This is a genomic window from Thermoanaerobacterium sp. PSU-2 (assembly GCF_002102475.1).
Lineage (GTDB): Bacteria > Bacillota > Thermoanaerobacteria > Thermoanaerobacterales > Thermoanaerobacteraceae > Thermoanaerobacterium.
The window spans coordinates 19,743-43,171 of sequence record NZ_MSQD01000007.1 but is presented as its reverse complement, the minus strand read 5'-3'; the positions used below and the strand labels follow the sequence as shown (position 1 = coordinate 43,171).

Annotated in this window: 22 protein-coding genes; 21 read left to right on the top strand and 1 reads right to left on the bottom strand. The window is 36.8% G+C overall.

Annotated elements, in window-relative coordinates; genetic code table 11:
- From lysS to BVF91_RS07025, 7 genes are all read left to right on the top strand, one after another.
- A complete protein-coding gene (gene lysS / locus BVF91_RS07055) occupies nt 1-1,521 on the top strand; it encodes a lysine--tRNA ligase (RefSeq protein WP_085112747.1) in 1,521 nt (506 codons plus the stop codon).
- Nucleotides 1,522-1,654: 133 nt separating this feature from the next.
- Nucleotides 1,655-2,221, top strand: a complete 567-nt coding sequence (gene folE / locus BVF91_RS07050) for a GTP cyclohydrolase I FolE (RefSeq protein WP_085112746.1) — start codon at nt 1,655-1,657, stop codon at nt 2,219-2,221.
- Nucleotides 2,222-2,242: 21 nt separating this feature from the next.
- Nucleotides 2,243-3,055: a dihydropteroate synthase gene (gene folP, locus BVF91_RS07045; RefSeq protein WP_085112745.1), complete on the top strand. Its 813-nt coding sequence runs from the start codon at nt 2,243-2,245 to the stop codon at nt 3,053-3,055.
- Nucleotides 3,052-3,555 carry a 2-amino-4-hydroxy-6-hydroxymethyldihydropteridine diphosphokinase gene (gene folK / locus BVF91_RS07040; RefSeq protein ID WP_085112744.1) on the top strand — a complete coding sequence of 168 codons (504 nt, stop codon included), beginning with the start codon at nt 3,052-3,054 and terminating at the stop codon, nt 3,553-3,555. The genes folP and folK overlap by 4 nt, the downstream gene beginning before the upstream one ends.
- Nucleotides 3,552-3,923 carry a 6-carboxytetrahydropterin synthase QueD gene (gene queD, locus BVF91_RS07035; RefSeq protein WP_085112743.1) on the top strand — a complete coding sequence of 124 codons (372 nt, stop codon included), beginning with the start codon at nt 3,552-3,554 and terminating at the stop codon, nt 3,921-3,923. The genes folK and queD overlap by 4 nt, the downstream gene beginning before the upstream one ends.
- Nucleotides 3,924-3,943: 20 nt before the next feature.
- Nucleotides 3,944-4,633, top strand: a complete 690-nt coding sequence (gene sfsA / locus BVF91_RS07030) for a DNA/RNA nuclease SfsA (RefSeq protein WP_085112742.1) — start codon at nt 3,944-3,946, stop codon at nt 4,631-4,633.
- 88 nt (nt 4,634-4,721) lie between these two features.
- Nucleotides 4,722-4,940 (top strand): DUF896 domain-containing protein, encoded by a 219-nt coding sequence (locus BVF91_RS07025; RefSeq protein WP_085112741.1) that lies wholly within the window; start codon nt 4,722-4,724, stop codon nt 4,938-4,940.
- A gap of 21 nt (nt 4,941-4,961) precedes the next feature.
- On the opposite strand, the gene BVF91_RS07020 is transcribed toward BVF91_RS07025, so the two are convergent.
- Nucleotides 4,962-5,147 (bottom strand): hypothetical protein, encoded by a 186-nt coding sequence (locus BVF91_RS07020; RefSeq protein ID WP_014757882.1) that lies wholly within the window; start codon nt 5,145-5,147, stop codon nt 4,962-4,964.
- 103 nt (nt 5,148-5,250) lie between these two features.
- On the opposite strand from BVF91_RS07020, the gene BVF91_RS07015 reads away from it, so the two are divergent.
- The 14 genes from BVF91_RS07015 to BVF91_RS06955 all read left to right on the top strand — a co-directional run bounded on the left by BVF91_RS07015 (nt 5,251) and on the right by BVF91_RS06955 (nt 23,428).
- Nucleotides 5,251-6,645 (top strand): aspartate aminotransferase family protein, encoded by a 1,395-nt coding sequence (locus BVF91_RS07015; protein WP_085112740.1) that lies wholly within the window; start codon nt 5,251-5,253, stop codon nt 6,643-6,645.
- 8 nt (nt 6,646-6,653) lie between these two features.
- Nucleotides 6,654-7,145 (top strand): thioredoxin family protein, encoded by a 492-nt coding sequence (locus BVF91_RS07010; protein WP_085112739.1) that lies wholly within the window; start codon nt 6,654-6,656, stop codon nt 7,143-7,145.
- A 207-nt stretch (nt 7,146-7,352) separates the two neighbouring features.
- A complete protein-coding gene (locus BVF91_RS07005; protein WP_085112738.1) occupies nt 7,353-10,775 on the top strand; it encodes an adenosylcobalamin-dependent ribonucleoside-diphosphate reductase in 3,423 nt (1,140 codons plus the stop codon).
- A gap of 180 nt (nt 10,776-10,955) precedes the next feature.
- Nucleotides 10,956-12,620 (top strand): sensor domain-containing diguanylate cyclase, encoded by a 1,665-nt coding sequence (locus tag BVF91_RS07000; RefSeq protein ID WP_085112737.1) that lies wholly within the window; start codon nt 10,956-10,958, stop codon nt 12,618-12,620.
- Nucleotides 12,621-12,688: 68 nt separating this feature from the next.
- On the top strand, nt 12,689-12,850 hold the full coding sequence (locus BVF91_RS13275; RefSeq protein ID WP_168170192.1) for a hypothetical protein: 162 nt from the start codon (nt 12,689-12,691) through the stop codon (nt 12,848-12,850).
- 77 nt (nt 12,851-12,927) lie between these two features.
- On the top strand, nt 12,928-14,886 hold the full coding sequence (locus tag BVF91_RS06995; protein WP_085112736.1) for a BglG family transcription antiterminator: 1,959 nt from the start codon (nt 12,928-12,930) through the stop codon (nt 14,884-14,886).
- Nucleotides 14,887-15,127: 241 nt separating this feature from the next.
- On the top strand, nt 15,128-15,577 hold the full coding sequence (locus BVF91_RS06990) for a PTS sugar transporter subunit IIA (RefSeq protein WP_085112735.1): 450 nt from the start codon (nt 15,128-15,130) through the stop codon (nt 15,575-15,577).
- A gap of 15 nt (nt 15,578-15,592) precedes the next feature.
- A complete protein-coding gene (locus BVF91_RS06985; protein ID WP_085112734.1) occupies nt 15,593-16,639 on the top strand; it encodes a PTS fructose transporter subunit IIC in 1,047 nt (348 codons plus the stop codon).
- Between the two features lie 53 nt (nt 16,640-16,692).
- Nucleotides 16,693-17,004, top strand: coding sequence for a PTS fructose transporter subunit IIB (locus BVF91_RS06980; protein WP_013787110.1), 312 nt, complete (start codon nt 16,693-16,695; stop codon nt 17,002-17,004).
- Nucleotides 17,005-17,254: 250 nt separating this feature from the next.
- Nucleotides 17,255-18,982, top strand: a complete 1,728-nt coding sequence (gene ptsP / locus BVF91_RS06975; RefSeq protein ID WP_085112733.1) for a phosphoenolpyruvate--protein phosphotransferase — start codon at nt 17,255-17,257, stop codon at nt 18,980-18,982.
- Between the two features lie 110 nt (nt 18,983-19,092).
- Entirely contained in the window at nt 19,093-21,129 is a 2,037-nt protein-coding gene (fusA, locus tag BVF91_RS06970) for an elongation factor G (RefSeq protein WP_085112732.1), read from the top strand.
- A 198-nt stretch (nt 21,130-21,327) separates the two neighbouring features.
- Nucleotides 21,328-22,545 carry an NAD(P)-dependent malic enzyme gene (locus BVF91_RS06965; RefSeq protein WP_085112731.1) on the top strand — a complete coding sequence of 406 codons (1,218 nt, stop codon included), beginning with the start codon at nt 21,328-21,330 and terminating at the stop codon, nt 22,543-22,545.
- A gap of 56 nt (nt 22,546-22,601) precedes the next feature.
- Nucleotides 22,602-22,802 (top strand): hypothetical protein, encoded by a 201-nt coding sequence (locus BVF91_RS06960; RefSeq protein ID WP_085112730.1) that lies wholly within the window; start codon nt 22,602-22,604, stop codon nt 22,800-22,802.
- 152 nt (nt 22,803-22,954) lie between these two features.
- On the top strand, nt 22,955-23,428 hold the full coding sequence (locus BVF91_RS06955) for a CtsR family transcriptional regulator (RefSeq protein WP_085112729.1): 474 nt from the start codon (nt 22,955-22,957) through the stop codon (nt 23,426-23,428).
- The last annotated feature ends 1 nt before the right edge of the window (nt 23,429 follow it).

The following is a 23,429-nucleotide window of genomic DNA, read 5'->3' as shown; positions in this document are numbered from 1 at the left end:
ATGGCAAATACAAATGAAGTAAATAACAATGAAAACTTAAATGAGCTTTTAAAAATTAGAAGAAACAAGTTGGACGAGCTTAGAAGCTTAGGCATTGAGCCTTATGGCATTGACAAGTTTGAAAGGACTAATATGACTTCTGACATCAAAAATGACTACGAAAAATTCGAAGGCAAGACAGTCACTATCGCTGGCCGCATAATGTCCAAAAGGGGCCATGGAAAGGCTTCATTTGCTGACATACAGGATAGAGATGGAAGAATACAGCTTTACTTTAAGATGGATGTTTTGGGCGAAAAAAATTACGAAATATTTAAGATACTTGATATCGGTGACATCATAGGTGTGACAGGTGAAGTGTTTAAGTCAAAGACTGGTGAAGTGACAATAAGGGTTCAGGATTTTAAGCTTCTTTCTAAGTCACTACAAATACTCCCGGATAAATGGCATGGGCTTAAAGATCCTGATTTAAGATACAGGCAAAGGTATGTGGATCTCATTATAAATCCAACTGTAAAGGAAACTTTTATCAAAAGGACTGCAATCATAAAAGCTATTAGAGAATTTTTAGATAGTAGAGGATTTATCGAAGTAGAGACACCAATACTTCATACAATAGCAGGCGGCGCGGCAGCAAGGCCGTTTATTACACACCACAATGCCCTTGACATCGATATGTACTTGAGGATCGCATTGGAACTTCACTTAAAGAGGCTTATCGTAGGCGGACTGGAAAAAGTGTACGAGATGGGCAGAGTGTTTAGAAATGAAGGCATGGACATAAGGCACAATCCAGAGTTTACACTTTTGGAATTGTATGAGGCATACACTGATTATCATGGTATGATGGACATAACTGAAAATCTATTTGCTTATGTAGCTGAAAAGGTAAATGGCAGCAAAAAGATAGTATACCAAGGTACTGAGATAGATCTGACGCCGCCGTGGAGAAGACTTACTATGATTGATGCCATAAAAGAATTTTTGGATATCGACTTTGACAAAGTATCGTCTGATGAAGAAGCGATAGAAATTGCAAAAAGGCATCATCTTGAAGTTAAAGAAGGTATGAAGAAGGGTGATGTGATAGCTCTCGTATTTGACGAGCTTTGCGAAAGCCATCTAATACAGCCTACATTTATAATTGATTACCCTGTTGAAATATCTCCATTGGCCAAGAGAAAACACGACAATCCAGCACTTACATCAAGATTTGAGGCTTTTATATACGGCAGGGAAATCGCAAACGCATTTTCAGAATTAAACGACCCTATCGATCAGAAGGAGAGGTTTATAGAACAGCTTAAGCAGAGAGAAGCTGGGAATGATGAGGCACACATGATGGATGATGACTTCATAAATGCTTTGGAAGTTGGTATGCCTCCTACAGGTGGATTAGGCATTGGAATTGATAGGCTTATCATGTTTATGACGGATGCGTATTCCATAAGGGATGTCATATTATTCCCTACAATGAAGCCAAAGACAGATCAAGATGAAACAAAAGACGAAAATGAATGAAAATATTCTTAAAGCGAAAAACGGTTCATGAGAGCCGTTTTTTATTTTTATGTCAAAATTGTCGCAATACTTGTACGAGAGGCTAAAAAATGTTATATTGATATAAAAATAAGTTCTTTTAAGGAGCATGGCGATGATAGATAAAGAGAAGATAAAAAAAGCAGTTTACGACATACTTGAGGCTATAGGTGAAGACCCTAAAAGAGAAGGGCTTTTAGAGACACCCGATAGGGTTGCCAGGATGTACGAAGAAATTTTTTCAGGTCTTCATGAAAATGTGATGGATGTCATAAAGACATTTAAAGAAGACGAGCATCAAGAAATAGTCATAGTAAAAGATATTCCAATGTACTCCATGTGTGAACATCATTTGCTGCCATTTATGGGCGTTGCTCATGTGGCGTATCTTCCAAGAAAAGGCACAATTTTGGGGCTTTCCAAGCTTGCCAGAATCGTCGATATTTTAGCCAAAAAGCCTCAACTGCAGGAAAGGCTTACCAGCGAGATCGCTGATACGATTGTAAAAGCTGCAAATCCTTTAGGAGTTGCGGTCGTCGTAGAGGCAGAACACCTTTGCATGACGATGCGTGGCATAAAAAAACCTGGAGCCAAGACTGTAACGTCTGCGCTTAGGGGACTTTTTAAGACAGATCAAAGGTCAAGAGAGGAAGTCATGCTTTTGATAAATGGAAAGCGATGATCACAGGGAAAGGGTGATGTTATGGCTTATATGTTGAAATTAAGGGATAAAGAGTTGGAAATCGGCAAGAGAACGTACATAATGGGCATATTGAATATGACGCCTGATTCTTTTTCTGACGGCGGGAAATACAATACATTGGAAAAAGGCATGGAGAGAGTCTTAAAGATGATGGAAGACGGTGCTGATATAATAGACGTAGGCGGAGAATCTTCAAGGCCTGGATACGAACCAGTTACTGCTGAAGAAGAACTTTCAAGGATAAATGATATAGTCAAGAAGTTGTGTGAAGTAGACACCATAATTTCAATTGATACGATGAAGTCAAAAGTGGCTTACGAGTGCCTTAAAAATGGAGCACACATCATAAACGACATCTGGGGTTTGCAAAGAGATCCAGATATGGCAAAAGTCGTCGCCGATTTTGGCGCTGGTGTGGTGATAATGCACAATAAGGAAGTGGCAGAGTACCATGACCTTTTGCAGGAGGTCATAAACTTCTTTGAGAGAAGCATTGATATTGCTTTGAAAGCAGGCATAAAAAAGGAAAGCATAATGATCGATCCAGGAATAGGCTTTGGAAAGACTTTAGAGCACAATCTGACATTGATGAGAAGGCTTGATGAGCTTAAAATATTGGGATTTCCCATATTGCTTGGGACATCAAGAAAATCAATGATAGGGCGCGTTTTAAACCTTGACGTAAATGAAAGAATGGAGGGCACTGCTGCAACGGTTGCAGTTGGAATAGTGAAAGGTGCTGACATCGTCAGAGTGCACGACGTGAAAGAAATGTGGCGTGTAGCCAAGATGACGGATGCGATGGTAAGATGAAAGATGTCTTTTTATCCATTGGCTCTAACATGGGTGATAGGGAAGAATACTTGAGAAACGCTCTTATAAAGCTTTCAGAGAATTCTGTTATCATAGAAAAGGTGTCGCCTATTTACGAGACAGAGCCTGTAGGTTATAAAGAGCAAGGTAAATTTTTAAATGCCGTAGCAAAGGTAAAAACGGAACTTAAACCACATGATCTGTTAAAAGTTGTGAATAGTGTGGAAAAGGAGCTTAAAAGAGAGAGAACTGTAAGATGGGGTCCAAGGACCATTGACATAGACATCCTTCTGTACGGTGATTTGGTTGTAGATAATGACGATTTAAAAATACCTCATGAGCGCATGTGGGAAAGAGCTTTTGTGTTGATTCCACTTAATGATATTGCACCTGACATAACGAAAGATGGGGAGAAATTGTCCAGCATAATTGAAAGGCTACCAGACAAGAAAGGTGTGAAACTTTATAAAAGAGATTGGCACAAGGTGGTGGATGTATGAAAGTAACAAAAGTATTTACATTTGACAGTGCTCACAATTTGACCAGTTACAATGGCAAGTGCGAAAATCTTCATGGGCATACGTACAAGCTGGAGGTAACTGTAGAAGGCAGCATAGACGATGAAGGAATGGTCATAGATTTTGCTCATCTTAAAGCTATCGTTGATAGTGAAGTGGTAAAAAAATTGGATCATGCGTACTTAAATGAAGTCTTAGGCTTTAACACAACGTGTGAAAATATAGCAGTTTGGATGTGGAGAAAGTTAGACCCTCTTTTGAAAAGTGAGAGATTTCATCTTTTCAGCATAAGGTTGTGGGAAACTCCTACGAGTTTTGCTGAAGTAACCATACAGGACTTTATAAAGTAACTGTGGAAGGTCGGCGTTAAATGTTTATAGAAAACCCTATTGTAAGAGGGAGATTTTTAGAGAGAATAAACAGATTTTTAGCTCGTGTAGAGATAGATGGTGAAATTACGACTGTTCATGTGCCTAATACAGGTAGGTGCAAGGAACTTTTTGTGCCTGGCGCAACTGTTGTCCTTGAAAGGCGGGAAGGAATGGGGAGAAAAACTCCTTACGAATTGGAATTCGTCTATAAAGGGAAAAGGCTTATATCTATCGATTCACAGATTCCCAACAAAGTAGTTATGGATAACATTTTAAAGGGCAAATTGGATAAGTTTGCAGGTTATGATGTAATCGAAAAAGAAAAGACGTATAAAAACAGCAAATTTGATCTTAAGCTATCAAAGAAAGATGAAATTTTTTTCGTAGAAGTTAAAGGTGTAACACTTGAGGAAAATGGCGTTGTAATGTTTCCTGATGCACCAACCGAAAGAGGGACAAAACACATGTTAGAGCTTAAAAGTGTTAAAGAAGAAGGCATGAGGGCTGCTGTCGTTTTTCTCGTGCAGATGGATAACGTGCTTTACTTTACGCCAAATGTAAAGACAGATGTTAAATTTGCATCTGCTTTGAAAGACGCCATTGAATCAGGTGTTGAAGCATACGCATATTGTTGCGACGTTAAAGAAAACTTTATTGACATTAAAGGTGAAATCGAAATTAAAATTTAACAATGTTTAGGGGGCGAGGTTACTCGTCTTTTGCTTTTTTGATAAAAGTCATATAATATAATTATTAATTAGTTATTGAGGTGAATATATGATTACAAAAGAGATGATAGACAGGATAAATTATCTGTACCGTAAATCAAAAAATGAAGGTTTAACAGATGAAGAGAAGATAGAGCAGTCAAAATTAAGGATGGAGTATGTTAAGGAGATAAGAGAGAGGGTAAAACAGCAGCTTGACAGCATAAAATTTGCCGATGAAGATGAGTGTCACGACGATTGCTGCCATCATCACCATCATCACCATTAAAGAGGGAGAGATGTATCTCCCTCATGTGACTTTGTCGTGCATAGGCCTTTTTACATCTTTGCTTATGCCATGGTTGTGGGCTCTGTACTGGGCTTTTTGCGATTTTGCTTCTCGCTTAAAATGCCTTGTCTCCCACTTGTAGATGTCAGCAGCGAATTCCACTCGGTTTCCCTTGATGTTGGTCCAGTGGCTCTTTCTGATTGACATCAAAAACACCTCCAATGATTTTTGGTGTTTAATTATATTTTTCATTAATAAAACAAATTTATACTGTTGGTATCATTTTAAATTTAAGGAAAGGATGTTTTTTATGAAAGAGGATCAAAAGTACATAACGTGTGATGATGCGCTTAGACTAAACAGAAGCCAAGTGCGGGAAAATTACAAGGAGTACGTAAATTCTAATTTTGTCTCTATGCTGTCGATGTTGCAGTTTGATAAGCTTTTTGTGAAAGCAAAAGGCGTATCTGTATGGGACAGCGATGGAAACGAGTATTTGGATTTCTTGGGCGGTTATGGTGCATTAAATTTAGGCCACAATCCAGATGAGATTTATGAAGCGATAGAAAAAGTGAAAGATTTTCCAAATATACTTCAAGCTGCAGTAAATGATTTTCCGGGGGCATTGGCGTATGATTTGGCGATGGTTACGCCTGGCGATTTAAAGAAAAGCTTTTTCTGCAACAGCGGTGCTGAAGCAGTGGAAGGTGCACTGAAACTTGCTAAAATTGCCTCAGGCAAGCATAAAATAGTCTACTGCAAAAATTCATTTCATGGAAAATCTGCAGGAGCTCTTTCTGTCACAGGACGTGAAAAGTACCAAAAGTACTTTATGCCTCTCCTTCCTGACACAGTGCAGGTGGAATATGGGGATGCCAATGCATTAGAAGATGCTTTAAAGGATAAAGATGTAGCAGCATTTATTGTTGAACCAATACAAGGCGAAGGCGGCGTCATAGTGCCACCGGATGGATATTTAAGAGAAGTGAGAGAGCTTACTGAGAAATACGATGCGTATCTGATATTTGATGAAGTACAGACTGGATTTGGCAGGACTGGAAAGATGTTTGCCTGTGAGCACGAAAATGTGGTGCCTGACATAATGTGCTTGGCTAAATCGCTGGGTGGCGGCGTGATGCCTATAGGTGCGTATATAGCAAAGGATGAGATTTGGAAAAAAGGATATGGAACCACTGATAGGTGCCTTTTACATACATCTACGTTTGGTGGCAATACGTTGGCATGCGCTGCTGGCATTACAGCCATAAAACTTATCTTAGACAAAAACCTTCCTGATGCAGCGAGAGAAAAAGGTGAATACTTCTTAAAGAGGCTAAAGGAGCTAAAAGATAAACATAAATTGATAAAAGATGTGAGAGGCAAAGGTCTTATGATAGGTGTTGAATTTAACCAGCCAGAAGGCGGGCTTTTAGACAAATTGTCTGGAGGAGCCGTATCAAAGTTGTCCAACGAATACTTAGGATCATTGGTGGCAGGAGAACTTCAAAACAAACATCGTATCATAACTGCCTATACTCTTAACAACCCAAATGTTATAAGGTTTGAACCACCGCTTATTGTTACTAAAGAGCAGATTGATAGAGTTGTAGATGCTTTAGATGAGATAATGACGAGAAGCGGTAGTCTGTTGGGGATGACATTATCCAGTGCAAAGACCGTTTTGGGCTCATTTTTCAATAGATAGGTGATTTTATGGATATTAAGAAATTGTTTGATAGCGGTATAAGCTTTGATGAATTTATTAATAGCGAAGACAACAAAAAACCAGAAATTTTCAAAAATAGATTTAAAACTGTGAATATAGATAGAAGCATAAAGAATATTAAAAATGGCAGCAGGGTTTCAAACGTTTTGTCTTTTGCTGAAAGTTGGTGCCCAGACTGCCAAGTAAGCGTGCCTATAATGGCTAAAATATGTGCTATATTGGGAGTTAATTTTCGCATATTAAAAAGAAAAGGGCACGAGGAAGACATGATGACACTTTGCAAAGACAAAGAGGCAAAGATACCTACATTCGCATTTCTCGACTCTGATTTTAATGTATTGGACATTTGGATAGAAAGGCCTAAAATCATAAAAGAACTTGTGGCGAAAGGCGACAGTAGCTTTAGAATAGGTTATGTAAATGGAGAATACGACAAAGAAATTGTAGATGAGCTTTTAGAAAAAATATCCCGTTCATGATGGCGGGATATTTTTTTATGGCGTATCAAATAAAATTTGCAAATGACGATATAAAGATTTAGAAATCTAAGATATGAAGAAAAATCACGTCAAATGGACAGAAAAATTCAATGAGAATAGATTTGTCCAAACACACAATAAGATGTATAATTAACTTTATCAGCATACAAAATATTGTAGTTAAATACATATGAGGAGAGGTTTTAAATGAATTTAACTGAAAACTCTAAGAAGGTTCTTGAAAGAAGGTATTTGGCAAAAGATGAGAATGGACGCGTCGTTGAGACCGTTGAGGAGCTTTTTGAGAGAGTTGCTAAAGCAATTTCAGATGTAGACAAAGAGTACGATATAAACGCAGACACTGAAGAAGTCAAAAAAAAGTTTTATGAGATGATGACGAATTTGGACTTTCTGCCCAATTCTCCAACGCTTATGAATGCAGGAAGGCCATTAGGACAGCTTTCAGCGTGTTTTGTGCTTCCTGTGGGAGATTCTATGGAAGAAATATTTGATGCGGTGAAGTACGCTGCCATAATTCACAAAAGTGGTGGTGGTACGGGATTTAGCTTTTCAAGGCTTAGGCCGAAAGGAGCTACAGTGAGATCGACAGGCGGTGTGGCGTCTGGTCCTGTAAGCTTTATGAAGGTGTTTAATTCTGCTACTGAAGCGGTAAAACAGGGTGGTACACGACGTGGGGCAAATATGGGCATACTTAGGATAGATCATCCAGATATCCTTGAGTTCATACAGTGCAAGCAAGACAACAATGAAATCACCAACTTTAACATAAGCGTCGGAATAACAGAAGATTTCATGGAAGCAGTTGAAAAAGGGCAGGATTATGACTTAATAGATCCGCATACCAATAAAGTTGTGAAAAGCTTAAACGCCAGAGAAGTATTTAAGCTTATCGTGGAAATGGCTTGGAAAAATGGAGAACCTGGAATCGTATTTTTGGATCGCATAAACGAAAAAAATCCAACGCCTCTTGTGGGTGAGATTGAATCGACTAACCCATGTGTCACAGGGGACACGTGGGTGATGACTGCAGAAGGACCAAGACAAGTTAATGATCTAATTGGAAGATCTTTTGATGCTGTAATAGACGGTAGGATTTATAAAACGACAAATGAGGGATTCTTTAAAACAGGGCATAAGCATATCGTTGTGCTTGAAACTGTTGAAGGGTATTATGTCAGATTGACTGATGACCACAAAGTCTTAAAAGTTGTAGATGACAGTTTAAATGAGATTAAGACCGAATGGGTTTCTGCAAAAGATCTAAAACCAGGAGATAATATTCTTCTTAACAATCATAGGAATTTGATAGGATGGTCAGGCGAATTGGATGAACAAGATGGATATTTGTTAGGATTATTGGTTGGTGATGGAGTTCTAAAGAAAGACACTGCCATTATTTCTGTTTGGAAAGAAAGAAAAGTTGTAGGAGACGTTGATGATTATGGTGTAAATAATGTTATGCAATATGCTCTGGATTGCGCAATGAAGTTGCCGCATCGCAAAGATTTTGCAGGATGGATAGAAATAAAAGGGCGAAATGAATACAGGCTAAAGTTAGCGTCATTAAGAGACTTGGCGCTTAAAATGGGAATGCACAATGGATTTAAAACGATAACTCCTCGGTTGGAAAAAATGTCGTCGAATGCTTACATAGGCTTTATTAGAGGACTTTTTGATTGTGATGCTTCTGTGCAAGGCAGTCCTGAAAAAGGGGCAAGTATAAGACTTTCGCAAAGCAATTTGGAACTTTTAAAAGCAGTTCAAAGAATGCTGTTGCGATTGGGCATTGCAAGTAAAATATATACAAACAGAAGAAAATATGACATAAAGCTAATGCCTGATGGCAAAGGTGGTCTAAAGGAATATAAAATAAAGCCACAGCATGAACTGTGTATTAGTGGCGATAATATGGGAATATATGCAAGACGTATAGGGTTTAAAGATGATAAAAAGATGAATAAATTAAAAGTTATTTTATCATCGTATAAAAATGGTGCTCGAAAAGAACGCTTTATGGCGAGAGTTTTGGATATTAGAGAAGATGGATTTGAAGATGTTTATGATGTACAAGTGCCTGGAATCAATGCATTTGATGCCAATGGGATAATTATACATAATTGTGGCGAACAACCACTTTTGCCATATGAATCCTGCAATTTGGGTTCTATAAATCTTAAAAATATGCTTAAAGAGGAAAACGGCAAATACGAAGTAGATTATGATAAATTGAGAGATACTGTTCATAATGCTGTGCATTTTCTTGACAATGTGATCGATGCGAATAAGTATCCACTGCCACAGATAGACGAAATGACGAAAGGTACAAGGAAAATAGGCTTAGGAGTTATGGGATTTGCTGACATGCTTCTTATGCTGAATATACCTTACAATTCTGAAGAAGCTGTGGAATTTGCTGATAAATTGATGAAGTTCATCGACGAAGAATCTAAAGCGGCATCGATGGGACTTGCAGAAAAGAGAGGCGTTTTTAAATACTACGATAAAAGCATATACAAAGACAAAAACATAAGGTTGAGGAATGCAACAACTACAACTATAGCACCTACTGGCACAATATCTATTATTGCAGGAACATCCAGCGGAATTGAGCCGCTTTTTGCAATAGCCATGACAAGAAATGTAATGGATAATACCCAGCTTGTGGAAGTCAATCCTATATTTAAGGAAGTAGCTTTGAAAAGAGGATTTTATTCAGAAGAATTGATGAAGAAGATAGCACAGCAAGGCACGTTAAAAGGCATTGATGGCATACCAGATGATGTAAAAAGGGTTTTTGTTACAGCTCACGACATAGATCCTGTCTGGCATATAAGGATGCAAGCGGCTTTTCAAAAACATGTTGACAATGCAGTTTCAAAGACGGTGAACTTCAGACATGATGCGACGGTAGATGATGTAAGGGAAGTTTACGAGCTGGCTTATAAATTGGGTCTTAAAGGTGTCACCATCTATCGCGATGGAAGTCGTGATTCACAGGTGCTTAATTTAGGAATAAAGAAAGCTGAAAAAGAAAGCGTGAAGGAAGATAAACAGGAAAGTCGCAATCAAATCGTCCCAAGGCCAAGGCCTTCTGTGACGAAAGGCATAACTGAAAAAGTGAGAATAGGCTGTGGCAACTTGTACATTACCGTCAATTACGATGACGAAGGTATCTGCGAGGTGTTTACTAACTTAGGACGTGCTGGGGGCTGTCCATCTCAGTCAGAGGCTACAAGTAGACTGATATCCATAGCTTTAAGATCGGGTCTTGATGCGAAGTCAATAGTAGAGCAGCTAAAAGGCATAAGGTGCCATTCTACATTAAGGCAAATGGCAAACAATAAGGAAATTAAAGTTCTTTCGTGTCCAGATGCCATTGCCAAAGTCATTGAGAAAGTTATGAAATTAAAAGTTGAAGAAGATGAAAACTTTGCTCCAATTGATGTACCTATAAATGGTAATAACCATAAAAATGATGATGCAGTTTTACAGGCGGCATATACTTATGACACACAAGAAGAACGCTTTTGTCCTGAATGCGGCAGTGAAATAGAACATGAAGGTGGCTGTGTAGTCTGTAAAAATTGCGGTTACTCAAAGTGCGGTTAATGGACTGTTAAAAAAATCTCCCTAAAACAGGGAGATTTTTTAATTCAATCAAAAAACGACAAATTGTGAATAATATATGTGATATAATTTCATTTGTATATAAAATTTTATCTATTAACAATGAAGGATTTTTTTAATTTGTGTCGAATAACACATTAATTAGATTAAGAGGGGTTAAAAATGTTAAAAAAAAGGGAAACATTGTTTGATTTCGTGTTAATTGCGGTGGGGTTTTCGCTTCTTATCTACACATGTTTTAAATACGGCATTAAAATTGATATAAAGTTATTTTCTATACTTTTGTTAGTTATGGTTACTCTTGACAATTTGGGCATAAAGTACACCGATATAAAGCTTTCTATAAGCCCTGTAATCACGATAGCATCTTTCTTGATATATGGCACAGAGTCATCAGCTCTTTTGGCTACAACATCTACCATGATTGAAACAATATTTTTTAGAAAAAAAGTAAAGAATGGATTTTTAAATGGAGCAATGTTTTCCATAACATACATAGTAGCGGGGCATCTTTATGAGAGTTTAGGTGGAAAAATCGGACGATTTTCTATTGGGCAGCTAATATATGTAGTAATTTATGTGCTCACAAGTTTTGTGATAAATTACTTTATCTTGTATTATGCGTTGAAAGCACAGGGGAAAATTCTATTTAAGAAATATTGGACGGAAAGCTCGATTTTAGAGTTGGCTTCATATTTTATAATGGTACCTGTAGGTATATTTTTAGCTAATATGTATATGAAATTTGGCACTGTTATTTTTATATACCACGTCATACCTTTGATTTTGCTGTCGTTTTTCATAAAGGCTTTTAGGGATCTTTACAAGGCCAACCAGAGGCTAAATGCTTTATATGAAATGGTGAAAATAATCAATTCGAAGTTGGATTTAGACAAAACTTTAGAAGCAATATTGTATGAGACGGAAAAAGTAGTAACCGTATCGGGGATAGCTATTTATTTGAAGGATGACAATGGCTTTTTGATAAATGAAAAGACTAAGTGCAGGGAAGAATCAATAGGTGCTTTTAAGGATGTGTACATGAACAATGAAGGGATTATAGGCAAAGTTGTAAGTGAAGGGAAATCTGTAATAATAGGCAATTTAAAAGCAGATAAGCGCTACTTAGACAAAAATATATCTAATTATTACGATTCTGTAATTGTAGTTCCTATAAAAGGAGCGGAAGGCATAATAGGGTGTATATCTGCATTTCAAAATGAAATCAACGCATTCGATGAAGACTCTTTAAAGATAATGGAGGCATTATCAGAGCAATCTTCGATAGCCATAATGAACGCAAAGAGATATTTTGAAATAAGTAAAAGGTCTATTACTGATCCTCTTACAAAAACTTATAACAGGAGATTTTTTGATCAGATATTGCATGACAGCATAGCAAAATCATCTATTGAAAAGACGCCTGTAAGCCTCATAATGCTGGATGTAGATAGGTTTAAACAGATTAACGATACATACGGGCACATGGTGGGAGATACTGTGCTTAGGGAGATTGCTTCAAGGATAAAAAGCTGTGTGAGAAACAATGATATCGTTGCAAGATACGGTGGGGAGGAGTTTTCTGTTATACTTCCGAACTTGACAGCGGAACAGGCGTGTGTGATCGCTGAAAGGATAAGGTATGAAGTATCGTCTAAACCGATAAAGACTGATGCAGGTGATATAAATATAACTGTCAGCGCTGGCGTCGCCGATTTTCCAAATAAAGCGGAGTCTGCGGAGAAACTCATAAGCCATGCCGATAGGGCTCTTTACGCTGGCTGCAAGACAAAAGGCAGAGATAGAGTCGCTGTGTATGAAATATAAATCTTCATAATATCTTCATTTTGAGTGGATACAATATATGTAAGTGATCTTTCAAGGAGGAATTCAAAATGGAGATATTTAGGTATATATTTGACAGCAAGTACAGAGAAAAAGTTTCAAACGAGTTTACACAGCAAGTTATTACATTAAACGACGAAGCAGAAAAATCTATTAATGATGCTTACAATCAAACTGATCAAAATGTTGCTGATGGCAACAAAGATCAATAAACGCCGGTTCACACCGGCATTTATGTTGTAATATATTTTGATTGAAACTGGATCTGATGTGGAGGAAGGTATGAATTATGAATATTTCTGAAAGAGAAATTGAGATAATTAAAATACTACTAAGTAGAGATGAACCTATAGTTGTGGATGAGTTGGCTGAAAAGTTGAATGTTTCCAATAAGACGGTTAGAAACGATTTAAAAAATGTGGAAAAGTATTTGGATGAAAAAGGTTTAAAATTGTTGAAAAAACCTGGTACAGGCATCATAATTGAAGGCCCTGAAAACAAAAAGCTTGATCTTTCCACTGAATTAAGTAATGCTTCAAAATTCATGGAGCCTTTTTCTCCTGAAGCAAGGAAAAATTATATATTAAGAAGACTTTTTATGAGCAATAAAAATATAACTATTAAGGAACTTGCAGAGGAACTTTATGTAAGCAAAGTTACAATTCACAAAGACCTTGAATTAGTGGAAGAATGGCTTTCAAAGTACAATTTAAAATTGATAAAGAAAACCAATTATGGCATAGAGATATCTGGAGATGAAGAAAATTGGCGAAATGCCGCAGCAAGTTTAATAGTTTCTAATAAAGGTCAAGATGAGATTAAGGAACTTTTGTATGAAGATTATACAGGCAGAATAGACTATAAGACACTAATGCGATTAAAGGAACTAATTGACATTGACTATAAAAAGCTTGAAAAAATAGTTTCTAATATGGAATCGAGATTGGAGTTTAGATTTTCTGATGAGGCTTTCGTAAGTCTAATTATACATATAGCAATATCGATGGAAAGGCTTAGAAGGAATAAAGATATAAGGTTATCTGCAGATGTATTAAATAAATTAAAAAGACATGAAGAATATGATATTGCAGAAAAAGCTGCCAAAGAGATTGAAGATAACTTTGGTGTAAGGTTGCCTGATTCAGAAGTTGGATATATCTTGCTTCATATATTAGGTGCAAAAATGCAGCAGAACAAACTTGACGACATAGATATTGAAATAAAAGAAGATGAAAATATTGATATAGCTGTTACGATGGCAAAAGAGATAATAAAGATAGCAGAAAAAGCTTTGTCTGTTGATTTCAGCGAAGACAACCAACTTTTAAATGGACTGATTTTACATTTAAAGCCAACGATAAACAGATTAAAATACGGTTTAACGCTTCGTAATCCTATATTAAATCAAATCAAAGAAAATTATCCAGATATATTTGGTGTAGCTTGGATGACAAGTACAGTTTTTGAAAAGTATATTGGCAAAAAAGCAGGAGAAGAAGAACTTGGATATATTACTTTGCATTTGGGTGCGGCTTTTGAAAGGGCAAAGAAGCCTCTTAGGGCTTTAGTTGTATGTTCCAGCGGAATTGGTACATCCCAGCTTTTAGCTGTAAGATTGGAAAGATGGTTTAGAAATATAGAAGTAGTTGATATAGTATCGTCATTATCACTTAATGATGTAATGTCAGATAATGTAGATTTTATTATATCTACTGTGTCGGTCGAAAGCAACAAACCAGTTATTAATATAACACCGCTTTTGACACAAAGCGATATAAAGAAATTGGAAAATTTTATAGATGAATATTATGAAAGTAAAAAGATAGTTGATGTAGAAATCATTGATGCAGATAGAGAATTTGAACAAAAAATAGCGCTGCTTAAGCACATAGTATCTGAACTAATCAGAACAGGCTATGTTAAAAATGAGTATTTGGACGATGTGTTAAAAAGAGAAAAAGTTTCCTCTACATATATTGGCAATTGTATTGCGATCCCACATGGAAATCCCGAGAATGTAAACAAATCTGTCATATCAGTTACACGGTTAAAAAAGCCTATAAACTGGGGTGATGGTTATGTGACATTGGTCATAATGGTATCAATAAATGCTGCTGATATAAGATATGCCAGTAAGTTTTTTAGGAAACTTTATAATAATATCGACGACACGGATTTTAGGGAAAATTTAGTTAAACTGAAGGACAAAAAAGAAATTGAAAAACTATTGATTAATAATATGGTGTAAGCGGTAAAAACCGCTTTTTTAATTGCTATAAAGAATATATGGTTTTATACAACATAATAAATGATAAATTATTGCCACATTAATCAGGAACAAAAGATAAACGATTAACATATTGAAAATGGTCAGATATCGAGATATAATTTATACAAGAAGTGATGGTATATTAGTAAATATTTTTACCTTATCGTTGTGGCAATGAAATTTATCAATTCATTTAACTTGCATATTGGAGGGAACCTATATGATAATAAACGAAAATTTAATCACACTAGACTTAGAAGCGAAAGACAGAGGAAGTGCCATAATAGAGCTATCACAACTTGCTTTTAATGATGGTAAAGTCACTTCTGTTGATGATTTTGTTAAAAGTGTGTTTGAAAGAGAGAAGACATACACAACAGGTGTAGGCAATGGTATCGCGATACCACATGGAAAATCAGATGCTGTAAAGGAGGCGATGATTGTCTTTGGAAAATCAGTCCATGGTATAGAGTGGGATTCTCTCGATGGAAACCCAGTAGAAATAATATTTTTATTGGGGATTCCAAACAAAAACGTAAATGGAATTCATCTTAAGATCTTATCGCAATTATCAAGAAAGCTCATGGATGAAAAGTTTGTGGAAAGGCTAAAAAAAGCTAATGATAAAACTGATATTTTAGAAGCTTTAAATGACATAAATATCGAGTAAAAGGAGGAATTCATGATGAAAGAAGAACTAAAAAGAGTCAGAGAATATCTTATGACTGGTGTATCTTATATGATACCGATTGTTGTGATTGGTGGTGTTTTGATTGCTTTTTCAATTGCTTTAAGTGGCGTGCAAGCAGGTAAAGGAGCTGTAATAACAAATCCTGTACTTAAGAACATGAATGACATAGGTTCCGCAGCATTTTCTATGATGGTACCTGTTCTCGCTGGATTCATAGCGTTTGGAATTGCAGATAGACCTGGTATAGCACCCGGACTTGTTGGCGGTGTATTGGCGAATCAGTTGAAAGCAGGCTTTTTAGGCGGAATAGTAGCAGGGTTTATTGCAGGTTATGTGGCCAGGTGGATAAAAGGCTGGAAAGTTCACAAAAATTTAAGGCCTATAATGCCTATATTTGTTATACCAATATTGACGTCACTTATTGTAGGTGGTCTTATGATATATATCTTAGGCAACCCTATTGCTTCTGCAATGGAAGCTATGACTAATTGGTTAAAATCAATGTCTACAGGGAATGCTATAGTTCTGGCTTTAATAATGGGTGCTATGATTGCGTTTGATATGGGTGGTCCTGTCAACAAAGTTGCGTTTTTGTTTGGTGCAGCAATGATAGGTCAAGGAGTTTATACCATAATGGGTCCAATTGCGGCTGCTATATGTACTCCACCATTAGGTATGGGTGTTGCGACACTTTTGGCACCTAAAAAGTACACAAAAGTAGAAAGAGAAGCTGGATATGGTGCATTGGCAATGGGTTTAATTGGCATTACTGAAGGTGCAATACCATTTGCCGCAGGTGATCCGTTAAGGGTCATTCCGTCTATAATGATAGGTTCATCTATATCTGCAGCGGTTGCGGCAATATTTAAAGTTGGTGACCATGCACCACACGGTGGTCCCATAGTGCTGCCTGTTATAGATAACAAAATAGGGTTTATAGTTGCAGTATTAATTGGAATTGCAGTGACGGCGTTAATTGTAAATAGTCTAAAGAAAAATGTTACAGAAGATGAAAATGAAGATGAAGAAGTAACAGCGTGATATTTATGATATCATGAATATAGTACAATATACTAAAAAGAGGTCGATGCAAAATGAAAATTGTAGCAGTTACAGCTTGTCCTACAGGAATAGCGCATACGTATATGGCTGCCGAAGCATTGGAGAAGGCGGCAAAGCAATTAGGACATAAAATCAAAGTGGAAACACAAGGTTCAATAGGCATTGAAAATAAAATATCAAAAAAAGAAGTAGATGAAGCAGATTTGGTAATATTTGCAGCAGATGTGGCTGTGAAAGAGGAATCGAGGTTTAAGGACAAACCGATTTATAAGGTGGAAGCGCAAAAGGCCATAAAAAATGCGAAGGCAGTCGTTGAAGATGCTCTTAAGATACTGCAAAAGTGAGGAGGTTAACATCCTCACTTTTGTCATGTTTTGATTTATTTTCACAGCAAGCTTCAATTAATTTGATTTTTATGATATGATAAATTGTGAAGGTGGGATAAGTGAAACATGTTTGAAAAAACAGTCTATAAATGATACACTATTTTTATCGTTTGCCAGTTAATAACTGTTGGCAAAATATTATAAACACTTAAAATTGTACTACTATTATGCTATAATATCTATTAAAGTCAAATGAGGAGGAAAAAAGATGTTAAAAGGCGTTGCGGCATCACCGGGTATTGCAATAGGCAAGGTTTTTTTGTATGAGAAGAAGTTTGCTGAAATCAATACCCAAACTATCGATGAATCAATGGTAAAAGATGAAATAGCAAAATTTGAAAATGCAATCGAATTAACGAAAGCTCAATTGGAAAAGATCAAGGAAAAGACGGAAAGGGAGTTTGGAAAAGACAAGGCTGAGATTTTTGAAGCACATCTTATGCTGGCAAACGACCCGGAGCTTTATGATTCTGTTGTAAATATGATAAAAATTGATTATGTTACGGCTGACAATGCGGTGAACCACGTCATTGAGCAGCATGCATCCGTGATGGAATCTCTTGACGACAAGTATTTAAAAGAAAGAGCGGTTGACTTAAGGGATGTTGGACATAGGATAATAAATAATATACACGGCATAGTGGATGTAAATTTGTCAGAGCTTGATGAAGATGTGATAATAATTGCCAAAGATTTAACACCATCTGATACGGCTACAATGAGAAAAGAAAAAGTCTTAGGATTTGCTACAGATGTAGGCGGCAGGACTTCCCACACTGCTATTATGGCGAGGTCATTAGAAATTCCAGCAGTAGTAGGAACAGGGAATGTCACTAAACAAGTTTCTGATGGCGATATCGCCATTGTAGATGGAAATGAAGGAGTCGTAATTGTAAATCCCACTGAAGACGTCCTTAAGGAATATGAGGAAAAGCGGGATAAATACAAGATTCGAGTTGAAAAGCTGAAAGAATTAAAAGATTTGCCTGCAGTAACCAAAGATGGAAGGCGATCAATGTTGGCGGCAAATATTGGCACACCCAATGACGTAGAAGGTGCTTTGAAAAACGGTGCTGAGGGGATAGGGCTCTTTAGAACAGAGTTTTTGTACATGAATAGGAATGACTTTCCTACAGAAGAAGAACAATTTGAAGCATATAAATACGTAGCAGAGAAGATGAATGGCAAACCAGTCACCATAAGGACATTAGATATTGGCGGTGATAAGAAGCTACCATATCTAAATATGCCAGACGAGATGAATCCATTTTTGGGTTACAGAGCCATAAGGCTTTGCCTTGACGAAAAAGAGATGTTTAAAACACAGCTTAGAGCTTTGCTTAGAGCCAGTGCATATGGAAACATATTGATAATGTATCCGATGATTTCTTCGGTAGTTGAAGTAAGAAAGGCGAATGAGATTTTAAACGAAGTCAAAGAAGAACTGGATCGAAAGGGCATAAAATACGATAAAAACATAAAAGTTGGCATAATGGTAGAAATACCATCTGCTGCGGTGACTGCGGATCTTCTTGCAAAGGAAGTAGACTTCTTTAGCATCGGTACTAACGATTTGTGCCAATACACGCTTGCTGTTGATAGGATGAATGAAAGGATAAAAGATTACTATAAGCCGTTTAATCCCGCAATATTGAGGCTTATTAAGAATGTCATAGATGCATCACACAAAGAAGGCATATTTACAGCTATGTGCGGTGAAATGGCTGGTGATCCGCTTACAACAGTTATCCTTTTGGGATTAGGCTTAGATGAATTTTCAATGAGTGCAAGTTCGATACCCAATATAAAGAATATCATAAGAAATGTAACTTATGAAAAGGCCAAAGAGTTTACGGAAATGGTATTAAACATGTCAACACCTGATGAGATAGAAGAAGCAGCAAGAAAAATTTTATATGAAATAATTGGCGAATAAAAAACCTCCGGGCATACCGGAGGTTTTTTATAAAAAATTTTTTAATTTAAGAGGAAATTTAAAATCAATATAGAATAATAATATTAAAGCAATAAGATAGGGGGATATATATGAAAGATTATAAAACGCAACAAATAAGAAATGTTGGATTAGTTTCGCATGGCGGAGCTGGAAAAACTACGCTTGCAGAAGCACTACTGTATAATGCAAAGGCCATAGATAGGATTGGGCGCGTAGAAGATGGAACAACTGTATCTGATTACGATCCTGAGGAAATTTCAAGGCAAATCTCTATATCCACATCTGTAATTCCGATTGAGTGGAAAGACTGCAAAATAAACGTGCTTGATACACCTGGCTACTTTGATTTTTTTGGCGAAGTAATAAGCGGATTGAAGGCTGCCGACAGCGCTGTGCTGGTCGTTTGTGCTGCATCAGGGGTTGAAGTTGGCACTGAAAAGTCATTTCACATGTTAGAGGCTGAAAAACTTCCTACTGTGGTGTTTATAAACAAGATGGATAGAGAAAATGCAGACTTTTATAAAACTCTTGATCAGTTGAGAAATAAGTTTGGCAATAAAGTTGTGCCTATGACATTGCCTATTGGCAGTGAACACAGTTTTACTGGATATGTAGACCTTATTACGAATAAAGCATACGTTTACACCCAGAAGGGGGTTCAAGAATCAGACATTCCTGCTGAGATGGAAGAAAGTGCATCGCAATATAGAGAGGAGCTTATAGAAGATATTGCTGAAAATGATGAAGCCTTGATGGAGAAATTCTTTGCGGGAGAAGAGCTTTCTAAAGACGAATTGCTTAAAGGTTTAAAGGAAGGTGTGAAAAGTAGGGACATTTTTCCTGTAGTTTGTGGGTCAAGCTTAAAAAATATCGGTATAGATGCATTGTTAAATATTATGACAGATGTTTTGCCATCGCCTATTGAGGCCAACAAATTTAAGGCTGAGGCAGATGAAAATAAACCTTATTCAGCTTTTGTATTTAAGACGATAGCGGATCCTTTTGTAGGGAAATTGTCTATATTTAGAGTTGTTTCTGGCACTGTGTCTTCTGACTCCACTGTGTATAACGGTACAAAGAAGGCAAATGAAAAAATTGGACAGTTGTATGTATTAAGAGGAAAAAAGCAGATACCCGTTTCAAAATTGGTTGCTGGTGATATAGGAGCATGTTCAAAATTGCAATTTACAATGACAGGCGATACACTTTGTGATCAGGCAAAACAAGTAGAATATGGACCCATTGTATTCCCCGAGCCCACATTGGCTTTGGCTATAGAGCCTAAGGCAAAAGGCGACGAAGACAAGATAAGCAATGGACTTCAGAGACTTCAGGAAGAAGATCAGACGTTTAAAGTCGAGAAAAATGTTGAAACAGGGCAAGTCATAGTATACGGCATGGGGGAGCAGCATATAGAAGTCATATCCAAGAAACTTCAAAGCAAATTTGGAGTAGAGTGTGTTCTTACAGAGCCTATAATACCTTACAGAGAGACGATAAAAGGCAAATCGAAAGTGGAAGGTAAGCACAAAAAACAAACTGGAGGACATGGGCAATACGGCCATGTATGGATAGAATTTGAACCGTACAAAGAAGGAGAGTTCAAATTTGAAGACAAGATATTTGGTGGAGCGGTGCCAAAGCAATACATTCCTGCGGTTGAGAAAGGACTTAGGGAATGCATAAAAGAAGGCGTGCTTGCTAAGTACCCTGTTGTGAATATAAAAGCAACGCTTTTGGATGGCTCTTTTCATCCTGTAGATTCATCTGAGATGGCGTTTAAAGTTGCTGCATCTATAGCTTTTAAGAAAGGCATGGAAGAGGCAAATCCTGTTTTGTTAGAGCCTATAATGCACGTAGAAGTAACAGTGCCTGAAGAGTATATGGGGGATGTGATTGGAGACCTAAACAAAAGGAGAGGGCGCATATTAGGGATGGAGTCAAAAGGAGACATGGAGGTGGTGACTGCGGAAGTTCCTCAAGCTGAAATGGCTAAGTACGCTACAGATTTAAGATCATTGACACAGGCTAGAGGAGAATTCAAAATGTCGTTTGCAAGGTATGAAGAGGCGCCACCTGCTGTTGCAGAAAAAGTAATAGAGGCGAGAAAAAAATCTCAAGAATAATTTCAAAAGGGGCTGTTGCACAACCGACTGTATATGTCATAGTGCATCAGCCTTTTTTATAAGATAAAAACGAAATCACAGGTTCTAAATGACATGCGATTGTGCTTTTTAATGATTTATCAAACTAAAGTAATAGATATTTGCAAGATTATGATATATAATATTCTTAATATACTGTATACTTTAAGGAGGGTAACAATGGATTTAAGAGAAGAAGCATTAAAATTACATAAGGAAAACAGGGGGAAAATCAGCATTTTAAGTAAAGTGCCAGTCAATGATTCAAAAGATTTGTCACTTGCTTATACACCAGGTGTCGCAGAGCCGTGCAAAGAGATACAAAAAAATCCTGATGTTGCTTATGAATACACAAACAAAGGCAACTTTGTAGCAGTTGTCACTGATGGCAGTGCGGTTTTGGGGCTTGGCGATATTGGTGCTATAGCCGGGATGCCTGTAATGGAAGGAAAGGCGGTATTATTTAAGGAATTTGGAGGAATTGATGCATTTCCGATTTGTATTGCTACAAAAGATGTTGATAAAATCGTTGAGACAGTCATAAACATAGCTCCTACTTTTGGAGGCATAAATCTTGAAGACATATCTGCTCCAAGATGCTTTGAGATTGAAGAAAGATTGAAAGAAGCTTTGAATATACCTGTTTTCCACGACGATCAACATGGGACTGCCGTTGTGGTTTTTGCTGGATTGATAAATGCTTTAAAAATTGCCGGTAAGAGTTTGAAAGACATTAAAGTGGTTATAAATGGTGCTGGTGCGGCAGGCATTGCGATAGCCAAGTTACTTATCAATGCTGGAGCTGGAGATGTTGTGTTATGTGATAGAAAAGGCATCATTTATGATGGAAGAAATGATACAGATGTATCAAAAATATCAATTGCTAAGATCACGAATAAAGATAAGATAAAGGGAACGTTAGCTGATGCCTTGATTGGTGCCGATGTTTTTATAGGTGTATCGGCTCCTAATGTGCTTTCAAAAGACATGGTAAAATCCATGAACAAAAATTCGATTGTATTTGCATTGGCAAATCCAATCCCTGAAATATATCCTGATGAGGCGAGAGAAGGCGGAGCACTGGTAGTCGGGACTGGAAGATCTGATTTTCCAAATCAGATAAACAATGTGCTGGCTTTTCCAGGCATATTTAGAGGTGCCCTTGATGTTAGAGCAACTGAGATAAATGAGGAAATGAAGATTCAAGCAGCATACGCAATTGCTGGATTGGTTTCTGATGATGAATTAAATGAAGATTACATAATACCAAAAGCATTTGATAAAAGAGTAGCTAAGGCGGTTGCATTGAATGTTGCAAAAGCAGCTATAGATACAAATGTGGCCGGTTTCGATGTAGATATAGAAAAGATAGAGTCAAAATTGAATAAAATTTTATAGTATGAATTGACCTCCTTTGAAAAAAATAAATATAAATTAAAAAAGGAGGTTTTTTTATGCCGCTACATCACAGACTTTCTAATATTTATTATGGCAATAATGATTTTATAAAAATAGATGATGACATTGTAAAGATGTTAAGCATATATGGAAAATCTAATATTAAGAGAAAAAGCCATGAGTTCATAGATGAGTACAATGACTTTTACAGTGATTGTGATTTTTATTTTAGCGAAAATAAAAGTTATGATGAGTAAAAGTTAATAAATATTTGAAATATACGTTTAATCTGCTTTAAATAATGCTTAAATGGAAAAATATAAATTAAATGGTTGTTGACTGTATAGAAAAGAGGAATAAAATAGTAAGTGAAGGTCAAAGAAAGTCAAAGTAAGAAAGAGGTGATGGGATGGCGAGGCTAAGCGATTTAATAGAGGACTTTATAAAAAGCTTGATAGAAGAAGCTGATGAAGAATATATTGAGATAAAGAGAAATGAACTGGCTAATATTTTCAATTGCGCCCCATCACAGATAAACTATGTACTTGAGACGAGATTCAACTTATCAAATGGATACATCATTGAAAGCAGGCGTGGTGGTGGCGGATACATTAAAATAATCAAAAGGCCTGTTTCCAAGGATTGGATGTCAAAATTGATTTCAGATATAGGTGACAACATAACAGAAAGCAAAGGCAGGCTTTACATCGATACTTTATTAGAACATGATCTGATAACTGAAAGGGAAGCTGCATTGATGAAATCTGTGCTTAACGATAAGATTTTACCTGTTGCACAGTACGAAAAGCCTATTTTGAGGGCGATACTTTTAAAAGTGATGTTAGCAGAACTTTCAAATAATTTGATAAAAAGGAGTGATTAAA